Origin of the sequence: Richelia intracellularis HH01 (assembly GCF_000350105.1) — a bacterium.
GTDB lineage: Bacteria > Cyanobacteriota > Cyanobacteriia > Cyanobacteriales > Nostocaceae > Richelia > Richelia intracellularis.
Map to the genome: position 1 here is coordinate 20,097 of NZ_CAIY01000076.1, position 15,527 is coordinate 35,623.

8 protein-coding genes are annotated in these 15,527 nt (G+C 34.9%); 2 read left to right on the forward strand and 6 right to left on the reverse strand.

The window, feature by feature from the left end; all coding sequences use genetic code 11:
- Positions 1-40 precede the first annotated feature (40 nt).
- Positions 41-1,099, reverse strand: a complete 1,059-nt coding sequence (gene argC, locus RINTHH_RS08355; protein WP_008235324.1) for an N-acetyl-gamma-glutamyl-phosphate reductase — start codon at positions 1,097-1,099, stop codon at positions 41-43.
- Between the two features lie 420 nt (positions 1,100-1,519).
- On the opposite strand from argC, the gene ribBA reads away from it, so the two are divergent.
- Positions 1,520-3,208 (forward strand): bifunctional 3,4-dihydroxy-2-butanone-4-phosphate synthase/GTP cyclohydrolase II, encoded by a 1,689-nt coding sequence (ribBA, locus tag RINTHH_RS08360; protein ID WP_044304923.1) that lies wholly within the window; start codon positions 1,520-1,522, stop codon positions 3,206-3,208.
- Positions 3,209-3,859: 651 nt separating this feature from the next.
- On the opposite strand, the gene typA is transcribed toward ribBA, so the two are convergent.
- The 3 genes from typA to RINTHH_RS10900 all read right to left on the reverse strand — a co-directional run bounded on the left by typA (position 3,860) and on the right by RINTHH_RS10900 (position 11,535).
- A complete protein-coding gene (typA, locus tag RINTHH_RS08365; RefSeq protein ID WP_044304920.1) occupies positions 3,860-5,650 on the reverse strand; it encodes a translational GTPase TypA in 1,791 nt (596 codons plus the stop codon).
- A gap of 2,013 nt (positions 5,651-7,663) precedes the next feature.
- Positions 7,664-9,190, reverse strand: a complete 1,527-nt coding sequence (bchB, locus tag RINTHH_RS08370; protein WP_044304921.1) for a ferredoxin:protochlorophyllide reductase (ATP-dependent) subunit B — start codon at positions 9,188-9,190, stop codon at positions 7,664-7,666.
- A gap of 2,150 nt (positions 9,191-11,340) precedes the next feature.
- On the reverse strand, positions 11,341-11,535 hold the full coding sequence (locus tag RINTHH_RS10900) for a hypothetical protein (RefSeq protein ID WP_155943959.1): 195 nt from the start codon (positions 11,533-11,535) through the stop codon (positions 11,341-11,343).
- Positions 11,536-11,537: 2 nt separating this feature from the next.
- On the opposite strand from RINTHH_RS10900, the gene RINTHH_RS08375 reads away from it, so the two are divergent.
- Positions 11,538-11,966, forward strand: coding sequence for a CAAD domain-containing protein (locus tag RINTHH_RS08375; protein ID WP_008235337.1), 429 nt, complete (start codon positions 11,538-11,540; stop codon positions 11,964-11,966).
- A 388-nt stretch (positions 11,967-12,354) separates the two neighbouring features.
- On the opposite strand, the gene RINTHH_RS08380 is transcribed toward RINTHH_RS08375, so the two are convergent.
- Positions 12,355-13,650, reverse strand: a complete 1,296-nt coding sequence (locus tag RINTHH_RS08380) for a homoserine dehydrogenase (RefSeq protein WP_044304924.1) — start codon at positions 13,648-13,650, stop codon at positions 12,355-12,357.
- 119 nt (positions 13,651-13,769) lie between these two features.
- Positions 13,770-14,993, reverse strand: a complete 1,224-nt coding sequence (gene petH / locus RINTHH_RS08385) for a ferredoxin--NADP reductase (protein WP_044304925.1) — start codon at positions 14,991-14,993, stop codon at positions 13,770-13,772.
- Between the last annotated feature and the right edge of the window lie 534 nt (positions 14,994-15,527).

Here is a 15,527-nt window from a genome sequence, read left to right on the forward strand (position 1 = left end):
GAACAACAGATAAAATATTCCCCACTACTATCTCCTGATTCTAAGGATAGAATCCTAACTTAGGTAATCCTAGGGTTTCATCCCAACCCATCATCAAATTCATACACTGAAGAGCTTGCCCTGCCTGTCCTTTAATTAAATTATCAATAGCTGACATGACAACTATGCGGCCTGTACGCGGGTCTGCTTCTATACCTATATAGCAAAGGTTGCTACCACAAGCCCATTTAGTTTGAGGATAAGTACCAGGATTACAAACTTTCACCCAAGGAGAATTACGATAAAATGCCCTGAAAATAGTAATTAAATCATCCCTAACCAAACCAGGATCCCTCAGGCTAGCATAAACTGTAGATAATATCCCTCGCACCATTGGAACAAGGTGTGGCACAAATTGCACCATGATTTCGTGTCCTGCCAACTCACTGCAAATTTGTTCAATTTCTGGAGTATGACGGTGATTAGCTACACAGTAAGCACCAAGAGAATTATCGGCCTCTGCAAGCAATATATTTATTTTTCCCTGCCTACCACCCCCAGATGTACCAGATTTAGCATCAATAATGGCAGTTCCGGGCACAATTAAACCTTGTTTAAGTAAGGGAGATAATGCCAAAAGACTAGCAGTAGGATAACAACCAGGGCAACCTATCAACTGCGCTTCAGTGATCTGATAACGATAAAGTTCTGGCAGTCCATAAACTGCTGTGGCCGCTGTTTTACAATCTTGTCTTTCTTTGCCGTACCAACTGCTATAAATTGATAAATCTCGGAATCGATAATCTGCACTTAAATCGATTACTTTACAACCTTTGTCAAGTAATTGGGGTGCTAGATGACAAGCCAATCCATTAGGTAAGGAAAGGAATACTATTTCTGCATGTTGTGCAATTATATCTGGATCCAATGTTTCAATTTGCAGGTTACACACATCTGCTAAATGAGGATAAATATCCGAAAATGATTTACCAGCGCTGCTTTCTCCACCTAAATAAGATAATTCCACTTCTGGATGATCACTTATTAGTCTGACTAACTGAACTCCGCCATAGCCCGACGCGCCAATAATGCCAATGGGTACGCGTCTAAAATTGCCCATGATATAAAATCCTTACTTTAATTTTTTTATATTTAATTAATGTTTTGTACTGCTATTTGATATAGATTCTGTTACTATACAACAAAGTTGCTCGACACTTAACTAGCCAAGTTTCAATTGGAAAGTAGACAATAAATATAAAATCAAAAAAATACAAGCCCCTTGAATTGATTTTGCTGGACCTTTTCCTATCTTGGGTACTTGAAGGAAGGTAGCATAATATTTTAAGTAATCAAAGCCAATTGTAGTTAGAGATATATCAGTCATTTTATCGAATAATGGATATTGTTTTCCTGGTGTTTATTAAAAGGGTTACAATAGGCTTATAAGCACTTGTAAAAAAATTACATCTCTGAGCTGGTAGTCTACGTGTCACAATCTAATCATGAATGGCAAATACCACAAGTAGGAGAAGAAAATGTGAATCTCAATCCTCATGGTGTAGCCTTATCAAATCCCGGTTTTAAATTTGATTCGATTAATGCCGCTTTGGCTGAGTTAAAAGCGGGTAATGTCATTATTGTTGTTGATGACGAAAACCGCGAGAATGAAGGTGATTTAGTTTGTGCGGCCCAGTTTGCTACCCCCCATACAATTAACTTTATGGCTGTAGAAGCAAGGGGTTTGATTTGCCTGGCAATGATGGGTAACCGCCTGGATCAATTAGATTTGCCTTTAATGGTAAAAGAAATGACAGATACCAATCAGACTGCTTTTACTGTTAGTATTGATGCCGGTTCCCATTTAGGAGTTAGTACCGGTATTTCAGCAGAGGATCGTGCCCGCACCATTCAGGTTGCACTCAATCCAGATACCAAACCAGAAGATCTACGTCGCCCAGGACACATTTTCCCTATACGTGCCAAAAAGGGAGGAGTATTAAAAAGAGCTGGGCACACTGAAGCAGCAGTAGATTTATCTCGTTTGGCTGGTCTATATCCGGCGGGAGTGATTTGCGAAATTCAAAATCCTGATGGCTCCATGGCACGTTTGCCCCAATTATTTGAATATGCTCGCTATCATCAACTTAAGATAATTAGTATTGCGGATTTAATTAGCTATCGCTTACAAAATGATTGCTTAGTAGTCCGAGAAACAGTGGCCCAATTACCCACCAAGTTTGGTAATTTCCAAATTTATGCCTATCGCCACACCTTAAATAATTCAGAACACGTTGCCCTTGTAAAGGGGAACCCAGAGCATTTTGGTAATCAGCCAGTTATGGTACGGATGCATTCGGAATGCTTAACTGGGGATGCTTTAGGATCACTGCGTTGTGATTGTCGGATGCAATTACAAACTGCTTTAAAGATGATTGAGGAAGAAGGACAGGGGATAGTTGTATACTTGCGTCAAGAAGGAAGGGGTATTGGCTTAGTAAATAAATTAAAGGCTTATTCCTTACAAGATATGGGGCTAGATACAGTTGAAGCCAACGAACGCCTGGGTTTTCCCGCAGATTTGCGGGACTATGGTATGGGGGCGCAAATGTTAATGAATTTAGGTGTGAGAAAGATACGTCTAATTACAAACAATCCTCGTAAAATAGCTGGTTTAAAGGGTTATAACCTAGAGGTTGTGGACCGGGTTCCTTTATTAATAGAGTCTAACGATCATAATTCTAATTACCTTGATACCAAGGCAAAAAAACTAGGCCATATGCTGCTGCAAACATATTTGATCACATTAGCTCTCCACTGGCAAGATAAACATACAGCAGTTACAGAAAATTACCAAAGATTAGAAAAACTGCGACATTTAGCGGAAATACATAATTTATTGTTGCATGAGGAAGCTCGTCCAGTTGCAGTTGCACTATTTGATAAACCCTCTTTAACAGTTCATTTGGGTTTTGATCAACCACTATTAGCTTCTCCAGATTGGTATAAGCAACCAGATCATCCATACTTATTAGCTGTCATACAAATTTTAGACTATTTGGCAGGTTTATCTTATATACAGAAATTAGAGTTTATAGTATCCCCCGGCACTAATCCTCTAAATCACTTGCAAGTCCAGTGTAGTAGGCAGAGCTTTTCCTTGATTCAGCTACCTTCTTCTATTTGCAACAAATTGGAAATACAGCAGATTTATAGTTTTGTTAGGTAGATTAGTATTATGATTGTGAAATTCTTGCAGCTACAACAATGAAGTCTGTCCATTATAATATTTACTGCATATGCGTAACTATTTTTCCCTGGGTATAGATAGTTATTATCATATCGGCACTTCATGGAAATTGCATGTTTTTAGTTATCATTCCTTTCACATTCAAATTTGAACACAGCTGGTCTCTGTGAAGTCCGTGATACCAATTGACATAAGTCAAGATTATACAATTTTTGTTTTTATAGGTATCAAGAGGACCTTGAAAAGAGCTTTGAGTCTTATGAATAAAAGCCCCTAAACACAATGTAAACTTCCATTGTGATGAATTTAATATTCTTCTTCTAGAATGTCTAATTTACTTTTAATAGTGATAATGTTCTTGGCTAAGGTAAATTTCAACAGTAACACTAAGAATAGTTAATATTATCAAGTACAAGTACGGGTAAAAAGCTATATACTGGGTGGAATTTGAAGTGAAAGATACACATATTTTTCATAGAAGGAGTAAAAGCTACTAAGTTATATTAGGAAAAATTGTACTGCCCGAGGTAATCACTACTGACATTAAGTCACTATATTTGTTACTAGCTTCAATGTTATTTCTTCTTTCCAAGAAAATCCAGTATATGGTTTGATTAATTTCACCTTGAATTAACGTTTTGCGAACTTCTTAGCTATTTTACGAAGACGAATTGACTCGGGAGTAATTTCTACCAATTCATCAGGACCTATATATTCCAAAGCACGCTCTAAATTCATTTCTATAGGTGATTGTAATTGAACTAATTCATCACCTGTAGCAGAACGATGGTTGGTTAACTGCTTGGTTTTACAGACATTTAAATCCAAGTCTTGGGGGCGATTGTGTTCACCAACAATCATACCTTTATATACTTTTATACCTGGTTTAATAAAGAAAACTCCCCTATCTTCAGCATTTTTGAGAGCATAGAATGTGGAAATACCCTCTTCAAAAGCAACAAGTACACCCTTATTGCGAGCTTCAATATTACCAATCAATTGGCGATAGTCGAGAAAACTATGGTTCATAATTCCCTCACCCCTACTCATACGGATAAAATCTCCTCGGAAGCCAATCAAACCACGAGCAGGAATAACAAATTCCAGTTGGGCTCGTCCGTTGGCACTGATATGCATATTTTGCATTTCTGCTTTTCTCTGTCCTAGACGTTCAATACAACTGCCAACTGAATCTTCTGGCATATCAAGTACTAAAAGTTCGTAAGGTTCACATGATTGCCCATTCACTTCGCGGTAAATTACTTGGGGTTGAGATACTTGGAATTCATAACCTTCCCGGCGCATAGTTTCAATTAAAATACCCAAATGGAGTTCTCCTCGTCCAGATACAAGGAACTTATCGGGAGAATTTGCATCCTCTACACGCAAAGCCACATTGGTTTCCAATTCTCGGAATAAGCGATCACGAATCTGTCGAGATGTAACGAACTTACCCTCCCTTCCAGCAAACGGAGAGTCATTAACCGAGAAAGTCATTTGCAAGGTGGGTTCATCGACCTTAATTAGAGGTAAGGCTTGGGGTTGATTAGGACAAGCAATAGTTTCTCCAATATTTGCATTAGCAAAACCGGAAACTGCTACAATGAGTCCAGCAGATGCGGATTCCATTTCCACACGTTGTAAACCTTCAAAGCCCATTAGTTTTGTTACTTTAGCCTTGATAATATCGCCTTTCTCATTAATTAATGCGGCTTGTTGTCCGGCACTTATAGTTCCATTGCTTATCCTACCAATGACAATTCTGCCTAAATACTCAGAGTAATCTAGAGTAGTGACTTGTAGTTGCAAAGGTTTTTCGGGGTTGCCTAATGGTGGTGGAACATAACGAGTAATTGCCTTAAATAGAGGCTGCATATCTTTGGCTTCATCATCCAGATTTTCTTTTGCATAGCCTGCAAGACCAGAAGCAAACAAGTACGGAAAATCACACTGATTATCACTAGCACCCAATTCCAGGAATAAATCCAGAACTTTATCTAATGATATGTGGGGAGTTGCTTGGGGACGATCAATTTTATTTACAACTACTATTGGGCATAACTCTTTTTCCAGGGCCTTCTTTAGTACAAATCTGGTTTGTGGCATGGGGCCTTCATTAGCATCAACTATTAGAATACAACCATCCACCATACCCAATACTCTTTCCACTTCACCACCAAAATCAGCGTGCCCGGGGGTATCTACAATATTAATCAGCGTGTTTTTATATTTAACAGCCGTATTCTTCGATAGAATAGTAATTCCTCGCTCCCTCTCAAGGGTATTAGAATCCATAACGCAATCGGGAATATCTTCCCCTTCACGGAAAATACCAGATTGTTTAAGAAGAGCATCAACGAGGGTTGTTTTCCCATGGTCTACATGGGCAATAATAGCAACGTTACGGATAGGGAGCGTCATAAGCGCATTCGAGTTAAGATTTATATAACTTTACAATCATAGCTGTACTACAGCCATAATTAGGATTCTATGATTTTAGCTAATGATGTAACTAAACCTTAATAATTGTATCTTACTAGTTCGAAGTAGCGTAGTTGGTTTCAAAACAAAGGGGAAGGTAAATGAATTGTGATTATTTAGAGTCATTGAACAAAAAAAACTGAGGGTTGAAGTTAAAAGTCTAAGACCATATGTTTTCACAACATCACCAGTGTGCTACCTTCTAAAACAAATGGTCAATAGTGAACATTATTTGTAATAGTCTAGACATTCGATCAAAATACAATAAGGTAAACTCACAACTACTATAGTGTTTTATTCCAAACAAAATCATTATTATTAAATTAGCATGAGGTTAATATAAACCCATATTTTTTTATCTCTTACTCTTTGCTAATTTAGCTTAAGATTTTTAAGAATGAACTTTTAGTAGCAAGAGCACGAATTATTCTAATTTATTTTAGAATTCAAGAAATTAGGATAATTAACCCCTTCTAATATTACCTGATTCGAAACTACATATATCCTGTTATTGACAAGCTAATGATGCAAACTTATTGTAAATATTATTCTTCTTCTATCTGGAATAACTTGCTTAACATATTAGAAACTTTCACCCGATAATTTTATGATAAAGTTAATATATGTTTTCAAATCTTTTGTAACTTATGAATTTAGTAATATATCTAGACACAATCTAGGATGAGACAAAATTTGTAATAATATGTCCTTATTTTACATAAGAATAGATCGAGTCAACATGTATTATTTTTGCTTTTAATTAGATTAGTAAGGAATAATCAATACAAGGATAGCTTTCCTATTAAATAATTTTAGTTCCCAGGATGGTGATTCTTAGCTTAATGCTTAATCAGTATTTAGCATTCCCTTAATATAGTTCCTGATCCTATATTATTTATTATTTCCCACATATTTATTTCTGGATTTTTTATTTTTAGCTTATAAATAATACCCATAATAGTTAATAAATTAAAGACTTGTATCATCTATTCTGTTATTAATTCAGTAGCTAATACTAATAGCATATAAGTAAATAAGTTATTTTTCTCTTTGCTCTCTTTTTTAATTAATTTTCATTAATAGCTTCTTTATATGATTAAAGCTTTATTTATACGCTATAATCTCAATATTATCTATATTTATGTTTTCTACCAAGCTTAATATTTCTTGGTAGCCCTTACTTCTTATTTAGGTTAAGTCTAAACTTATATACTTGTATTTACTCCAATTAAATTAATTAAAATATTTTTATTTGTTATTATTATTATTTTTTTTGTATTAATCTTAACAGGGCTAATAAGCATAAGTATCTGAATAGTTTACAATAATTGTCAGATTTTTATACTTGGTGAGGCTTTCTTAGTGTTAGCAAACATATCCCAGATAGTTTTTATTACTCGATGGTAATCTTTGATGAATAATTTAACTTAAATCACAGAAACTCTTAGGGGTATGAATACTACTATTACTGAAAGTTATTAATAAACATCAAATATTACCTTAGAAGTGAATAATTAGAGTTAGTATTTTTCCATGATATATATTTAGACGTTACAAATTTCTTCTATCAATCCATTAATTTCTGGTTAAAACAACGAGAAGCTTGCATATAATTACATTTAGTGAATATTGTTAAATTCTTAATATTAAGCTTTTATAATAACAATTCTGCAATATTAATTATGTTTTTTAGTCTCTTATGAAAAAAACATAATTAATATTGAATTAACGAGTGTGCCGAGAGTATAAATTACATGGAATAAAATCTTTCTAAGATACCTTATTTGTCTATAGAAATACCTTCAAAATTTTATAAAAGTCAATATGCATTTTTGAAAAAATATTTGTAGTGTTTTAGTTCCACCAACTATTTTCACTTTATATTTAGTTATGTAGTTGCCGCCCCACAAAACTGGTCTAATTTCAATAGGGCGGATAATAACTCCCTATAGATTACACCCCTACAGTTTCCTTGGCTGCATATAGAACTTCTAGGTTAATCTCTTTAAGACCTCTTTCCCTAGCAAATTTCTCAGTGTTACGCTTAACTTTCCCACGAACAAACCCAGGTATTTTGTTCAACTCAGCTAAACCATCCTTCGTCCAGTTTAAATCCGATGTGGCAGAAATGCCTTTAGTAATAACTTCTTTTGTATCATGCCCACCAAATATTTCTAACAAATGATCTTCCATACCAAGGGTAAATGAGTTATATACCAAATCCACTAATTGATTTGTACCTTCATAACCCATAAATGGTTTGTAACCAACAGGAAAGTCCTGGATATGAACAGGAGCAGCTATTACACCACAGGGAATATTCAAACGTTTGCCAACATGACGCTCCATTTGTGTACCAAAAATTGCTGATGGTTCCACCCTGGCAATAGCATTACCAATTTCAGTATGGTCATCAGTAACAATTATTTCATCACAGTAATTACTGACTTGTTCCCGAAACCATTCAGAGTCATGCTTACAGTATGTTCCTGCCCAGACAACATGAATACCCATTTCCCTAGCTAAAATTTTTGTCATGGCAGCAGCATGCGTATTATCGCCAAATACAACAGCCTTTTTCCCCGTAAGGTTTTGACAGTCTATAGAACGGGAGAACCAAGCAGCCTGAGAAATATATAAGGTTTGCTCTTCAATAAATTCCTGATAATCTACATTCCCACCTAACCTATTAATGACTTGCTGGATCCTATTGATACAATTAGCAGTATTAACTACACCCATGGGGGTAATATCTACATAGGGTATTCCAAACTCTGCTTCTAGATAATTGGCAGTCATCAAACCTATTTCTCTATAGGGAATTAGGTTAAACCAGGCTTGAGGAAGATTTTTCAATTCGTGAACAGATGCACCTTCAGGAATAACTAGGTTTATCTGAATACCTAAATCCCCCATAAGTTTCTTCAACTCCTTACAATCATGCTGATTATGGAAACCGAGGGTGGAAATTCCAATGATGTTTACAGAGGGATTTGGAGTTTTTTCTTGTGGCAATTCCCCTTTCTTCTGGGATTTTTGCAGATAAAATCGGACAATTTGTTCTAGGGTACGATCACCAGCTTGTAGTTCATTTACACGGTAGTGGTTAACATCAGCTAACAGAATATCCCCTTGGCAATCCATTTGTGCCCTTTCCACAAAATTGTGTAGGTCCTCTTGCAATATGCTAGAGGTGCAAGTGGGAGTCAATACAATTAAATCCGGAGTTAATTCCTGATCTTTACGGGTAATGTTATCTACCACCTTTTCCTGGGAGCCCTGTGCTAAAACATGACGGTCAACAATACTAGCAGTAACAGGGGTAAAATTTCGTTCTCTCTCCAACATTGATCGCATTACGTTAAAGTAGTCATCTCCCAAGGGTGCATGCATAATTGCATGAACATTTTTAAAAGAACTGGCTACTCGTAGAGTTCCAATATGTGCTGGGCCAGTATACATCCAGTAAGCTAATTTCATCTCAATTTTATCCGTATTTCAAGAGACAAATACTATCCTTGCAAGTTTGGAAAGCAAATGCTTTGATTGTTGTTATCGATTTTGATTCTCGCAAAACTACTAGATATCATGAACTGTAGTTAATAGAAGTTAATTTTATGGTTACAATTCATAAATGAATGCAACTCAATAGAATTCTGAAAGACCTGAGTTACTTATGAGCAGACCTTGAGACCGATTTAGTGAATTTGTCAAGAAACGAGAAAGTTAGTAACTAGGACATAGACAATAGATAACATCAAGCAAACATTAAATCCAGAGAAAATCACCCAGATCTGTTTTTGTTGTAGCAGCACACGAATTCTAACTGCAAAATACTTAGTACAATTAGTCTTATATTCTATTTTTCTTCACATCAAAATTTAATTTTATGTTTGGCTTGGAGAAGCCATGACATGTGATTTAATTTCGTAGGCTATAATAAATTTCAGAATATTCTTTTGTAAGAAATATGGTATTGTCAATAAATAAATTAATAAAGTATAGAAGAAACAATTACCCATTGTAATTTACCCTATCATAATAGACCAATTCAAGGCTTTCAATATATAGAAATACATCAATTCAATTTTTTTGGTAAGAAGTAAGAGATATATTCGGAAGTAGTTGGCAGGAGATACTAACATTATTTAGAGTAAGCTTAAGAAAGCCTAATGATAATAGGTTTAATCATCATGAACAATGTATTGCTAAGAATAATATCCTAATTTAAATGGATTTAATATTTCTTGAACCTACAAACAGTGGGGTAATATTTACACCCACTTCCTTCTGGGCTATAGGGATAAGCCTACGAAATATTGGCTGTTACCGTTCTTAGTAGCTATATCCCCAGGAAGCTGCTCTACTTTATGACTTCAAACCTTGTGATGAATGATTAATTTGAGTAGGATTAAAAATTCTCGCCCAGTTAATTTATATCCTCATTTGATTTCAGATTATCAATACGGACAGTACTAAGTTTGATGTTTATTTACTATGTGAATAACTAGTCATAATAATAAACAAATACAAGGTTCTTTTCATATTTAATAAATAAAAACTTCTAACTCAACTATCAACTTACTTAATTTGAAAATATTACTAATCTAATCAGTATTTTTTTTCACTTTTACTTACTAGCCACCTTAAACTTATCGGAAGATTTGACCAGATCTTCATAACGGTTATTTCCAGTATTTGAAATTTCAAAATAGAATAACCAACATTATAAATTATGGCAATCTACTTGAGTAGAAAATAACGATTAGCAAATAAACTTATATACAAATTATGATTTCATCCTGACAATACTCTTATGGTTTTTCTTCTCTTATTTTTGTACTATTTTTTTGTACTATTTTGATGACTTTACAAACTTCCATTAAGTCTGGCAATTACCCTGTGATTAGAATTAATAAACTAAGATCCCTTATATTTTTGTAGTTTGTAAGCTTGACTATTTAATTAAACTTCAAATCTGACAGTATTTTTATGAGTGCTTTTAATCAAGCAGATCTATCACTAGTAAAACTCATAATAATATTTTTCCACTACTACATGAAGTTATTATGATTTGTAGAAAAACCTTATATTTTAGACTGTAAATGGAATACAAACTTTTAAAAGATAAAATTAAAGTCTAAATTACTTGACCACTTTTTTTAGTATTAATCTCAAACAAATACTGAAAAGATTGCCCCTGATAGATTGTTCCACAAATATGACTCCAAGTCATAATCATATCAGAAGATATTTATTGTGTAGTTTATACTCTAATTATTAAGATGGTAAATATCAAAACCCAGATCGTAACAATCAATTCAACTATTTGTATTTCCTTCTTATAGGAAAAATTGACAGTTAATAATGAGAATAGAGTTATTTCACTATCAATTATGAAGTATCTTTAAATTAGTATCTTCCGACATATGTGTTGTGGAACTATACAAACCCTTATTAGATATTAATATCTATTTCAGCATATTAATTAACTATTATTACCCCAGATAGTTTGAATATCAGGTAAAATTGTCACTTGTACTTGTGTAAACAGGAAGTTAAGCAATTTTTGTGTGATTTGTAGTGTGGGATAGCAAAATACTGAGTTGCTAACTTAGCATAAATTATCTCTATGGGACTTTTATCTTGTAGTTGATGCAGTAGTAGTAAAAGGATAATGGTGGTTGTAAAAGCCATAATACCTTCTTTGTTCCTCCCAAACTCAATCGTGCGAAGACATTTACCCATAACCAGAGCATCATTAACCCCATGGTAGTGAATATCTGGGTAAGATTTACTAAACTGTCAAATTTAATGGAAGACAAAAATGCAAGAACCGGAATCCATTGGAAGCAACTCTTCAGAGACACAAATGCCAGATATAAATACTCAAGCAGGAACTATTACAAAACTCCAAGCACCTAACCACTCTCAAGATGAATGGCTGAAATATGGGGAGTTAGTTTCTAGCTTTTTAGGTTCCATGCCTGAATATCTAGGATCCTTCTTTGATAGGTATAAACAGCCATTAATTAGTGTTGGATTGATTCTTGGAGCATTAATATCTGTCAAAGTCGTTCTAGCCGTTCTAGGTGCTTTGAACGATATTCCTCTGATTGCTCCAACTTTTGAGCTAATAGGCATTGGTTATTCAGTATGGTTTGTCTACCGTTACTTGCTTAATGCAAAAAGTAGAGAAGAACTAACTGGAGAAATAGACACATTAAAGTCACAAGTAATGGGACAAAACAAATAATCAACTGAAAATAACCGCAATTTGTTTATATAGTTATTGTTATGATGATATATTCTGATTTGCGGTTGTTATTACCGAAAATAAAAGTGATCAAGGTGAGATGCATCCCACCTTGATCACTTTTATTTTTCTTTAAATACTGGGGATAACCATCATCACCTACAATGTAATGAGGATTAATAGGAATTAAATCATCTCTTATCAGCAACAACAAGAAGAATTGGAACAAATTAATAAATAATTTAGTTAGTACCCTTTAATATTTTTTAAAATTTCTATGTAAACAAATTCAGTTCCAGATGTACCATAAATGGACACCATAAATAATAGGATCTAAAAAAATACCATAAAAATCATTCCTACCTCCTAATTTGCAAGTGCTTTAATTCTACAAAACCCTGAAGATACTGGGAGTACTATGTATTGTATCTAAGCTCTCGATTTCCTTTAGGGCCTGACGAAAATCTCCTTCTCGCACATCATGTGTGACTACCACTATCTCTGCCAATTTGTCTTGGAAGCCAGTTTGAACTACAGATTCCAAACTCACACCATATTTACCAAAACAGGTGCCTAATTTACCAACCACACTTGGTTCATCTCTGGTAAGTATACGAGCATAGAATCTGGTGATAAGTTCTTCTATAGGTGTAATTTCATTATGCTTATGAAGCTTCCAGGTTAGAATTGGATTAAGTGTTTGGGCACTTATTTTTAATTCTGCTACCATATTGAGAATATCTGAAGATACAGCACTTGCGGTTGCACCAGCGCCAGCACCAGGACCAAAAAACATTACTTGTCCAATCGGCTCACCTTCCACAAGAATTGCATTGTAGATACCATTAATGCTAGCTAAGGGATGTTCTTTGGGTACTAAGGTTGGATGAACTCTGACTGATAATGGAGCAGGTAAATTATCTTTTTTATCTTGTTGTGCGATAGCCAATAATTTAATTACAAAACCTAACTTCTCAGCATAAACAATATCTATTTTGCTAACTTTACAAATGCCTTCATAATAGACCTCTTCCAGTCTTATCCGCCCATTAAAGGCAAGTGAAGCAAGAATGGCAATTTTATCTGCTGCATCTAACCCATCAATATCAGCACTTGGATCAGCCTCTGCATAACCTAAATTTTGGGCATCGGTTAATACATCATCAAAACTCCCGCTTCCCATTTGCATTTGAGTAAGAATGTAATTGGTAGTGCCATTAATAATGGCAGTAACTGTATTAATACGGTTAATACTCAAAGATTCTTTGAGAGGGCGAATGACGGGAATACCACCTCCAACAGCTGCTTCTAACATCACGTATACTCCCGCTTGATCCGCAGCGGTAAAAATTTCATCCCCAAATCGTGAAATTAAGGCTTTATTGGCAGTAATTATGTGTTTACCAAATTGAATAGCCCTAAGAACAAGTGATCGTGCTGGTTCAACACCCCCTATTAATTCCACAATAATATCCACTTGGGGGTCGCTAACAATTGCATTTAAATCATTAATAATCACTCCATCAGGCAATTTAACTTTTCTAGGTTTATTTAGTTCTCGTACTCCTACACGATATATCTCAATTTCCGACAGTAAAGGATTCCTACCAGTGCTGTCTAATAATAATTCGACTGTACCCGTACCGACAGTACCTAATCCTAAGATTCCCAACTTAATTCCCACAAACAAAGCCCCAATTTTTACCAAAATAACCGGCAATAATTATAGGGTGGACAATGTCCACCCTGACAGGATTAGATTAGTCTTTCTTATTACTAAGTCTAGTTTACCTTTCCCTGATATTAGTACGTTTCCACATGCCAGCGATGGGCTTTTTTTAGTTGTCTTTGGTAATCACTCCAGTCTACACCTTCCTTTGCAGCAGCAATCTTTAAAGCCTCATCAATACCTCTTTCCATACCTCGTAAACCACACATATACGTATGAGTTTTCTCATCTTTAACTAATTGCCACAAATCATCTGCATATTCAGCAACCCTGTCTTGAATATACATTCTGCCACCTTGGGGATTATTTTGCTCACGGCTAATGGCATTTGTGAGACGAAAGTTGTTGGGATACTTCTGCTGAATTTCTTCTAACTCATCTCTATACAGGATATTGGGAGTAGTAGGCACACCGAAAATTAACCAGGCAAACCCCTTAAATTGGTATTCTGGATTGGCCTGTCTTTCTTTATCCTTGAACATACGCCATAAATAAGCTCTCATGGGTGCAATACCAGTCCCTGTTGCCATCATAATCACTTTAGCCTCAGGATCATCAGGCAATAACATCTCTTTACCCACAGGACCAGTTATTTTTACATCTTCACCTGGTTCAAGATTGCATAAATAGGAGGAACAAACACCATAAACTGTTTCTTCAATATTTTCAGGATCTTTGTACTGTAACTGACGTACGCACAAAGATACAGTCTTGTCATCAACATCATCACCATGGCGAGTGGAGGCAATGGAGTAAAGCCTAAGTTTTTCCGGTTTACCATTCTTATCTACACCGGGTGGAATAATACCAATACTCTGCCCTTCAACATAACGTAAATCTCCAGCAGAAAGGTCAAATTTAATATGCTGAACGACACCAATTCCATTCTCTGCTACTAATGGTTCATTGGAAATACATTTACCTACGTAGGGATTCTTTGGACGGTAAATATTTACAGGAACATTGGAATTTGCACTTTTCCTCGGCTGTGCTTGATTCATAGTATTTTTTTGATTATTCTTACTCTTAGTATTAACAGGTGTATCCTTACCACTTGCTGCCTGGATAGTACCTATGGGCTGGATATTAACAATTTTTCCCCCCAGACTATTAATGCGCCGCATTTCTTTATTCATGCAGTCATAAGGTACTCTGATAAATACACGCCCGCTCTTACGAATAGGATAGTTAATCTGAGTATTTTCTTCGCTCTGATGCAAACCCACTACTTCATAGATGAAGGTGCGGCTACCTGATTCCGTATTGTCAGGACCCACAACGGCACCTTGATTATACATTCCTTCTAGTACTCCAAAATTGACTTGACCTAATTTCACAAAAATCTCACCAACCATAAGCCTAATGTTACCGAATTTCGGTAACATTAGGCTTAGTTAATTAAAAAAAGACTTTTTGCCAATACAATCCCCAGTATAGTTGCTGATATATACCAGAAATAAATAATAGAAGAATACACCTGATTATTTTCTAAGTTACAGCAATGGTTTTTATAAGTATGTTAATAGTGAATAGATTTTAGAATCTAATTTTAGAAAAATTTCTATAATATTTAGCAAAACTTATAATTAAAATATTCAGGCAGCCACTTAAATCATATAAATATAAGTATCAGAGTGGCTAAAATAAATACTAGAGAAATTTATGATATTAATCATCTAGGAAATCACAACTACTTCAACATAAATAAATTCAAATCATCATCTCCAGATTTCATCCTATCTTTGTAAACGTTAACAATTAGAAAAACTCACGAATTTAAAACTATATCAACTACTAACAATAGTATCTGTATCTATGTTATTTTCCTAATT

What these genes read in the sequence shown, in the direction of transcription:
- bchB (WP_044304921.1), bottom strand. Translation starts at nt 9,190, where the DNA reads ATGAAATTAGCTTACTGGATGTATACTGGCCCAGCACATATTGGAACT.
- argC (WP_008235324.1), bottom strand. Translation starts at nt 1,099, where the DNA reads ATGGGCAATTTTAGACGCGTACCCATTGGCATTATTGGCGCGTCGGGC.
- typA (WP_044304920.1), bottom strand. Translation starts at nt 5,650, where the DNA reads ATGACGCTCCCTATCCGTAACGTTGCTATTATTGCCCATGTAGACCAT.
- petH (WP_044304925.1), bottom strand. Translation starts at nt 14,993, where the DNA reads ATGTATAATCAAGGTGCCGTTGTGGGTCCTGACAATACGGAATCAGGT.
- RINTHH_RS08375 (WP_008235337.1), top strand. Translation starts at nt 11,538, where the DNA reads ATGCAAGAACCGGAATCCATTGGAAGCAACTCTTCAGAGACACAAATG.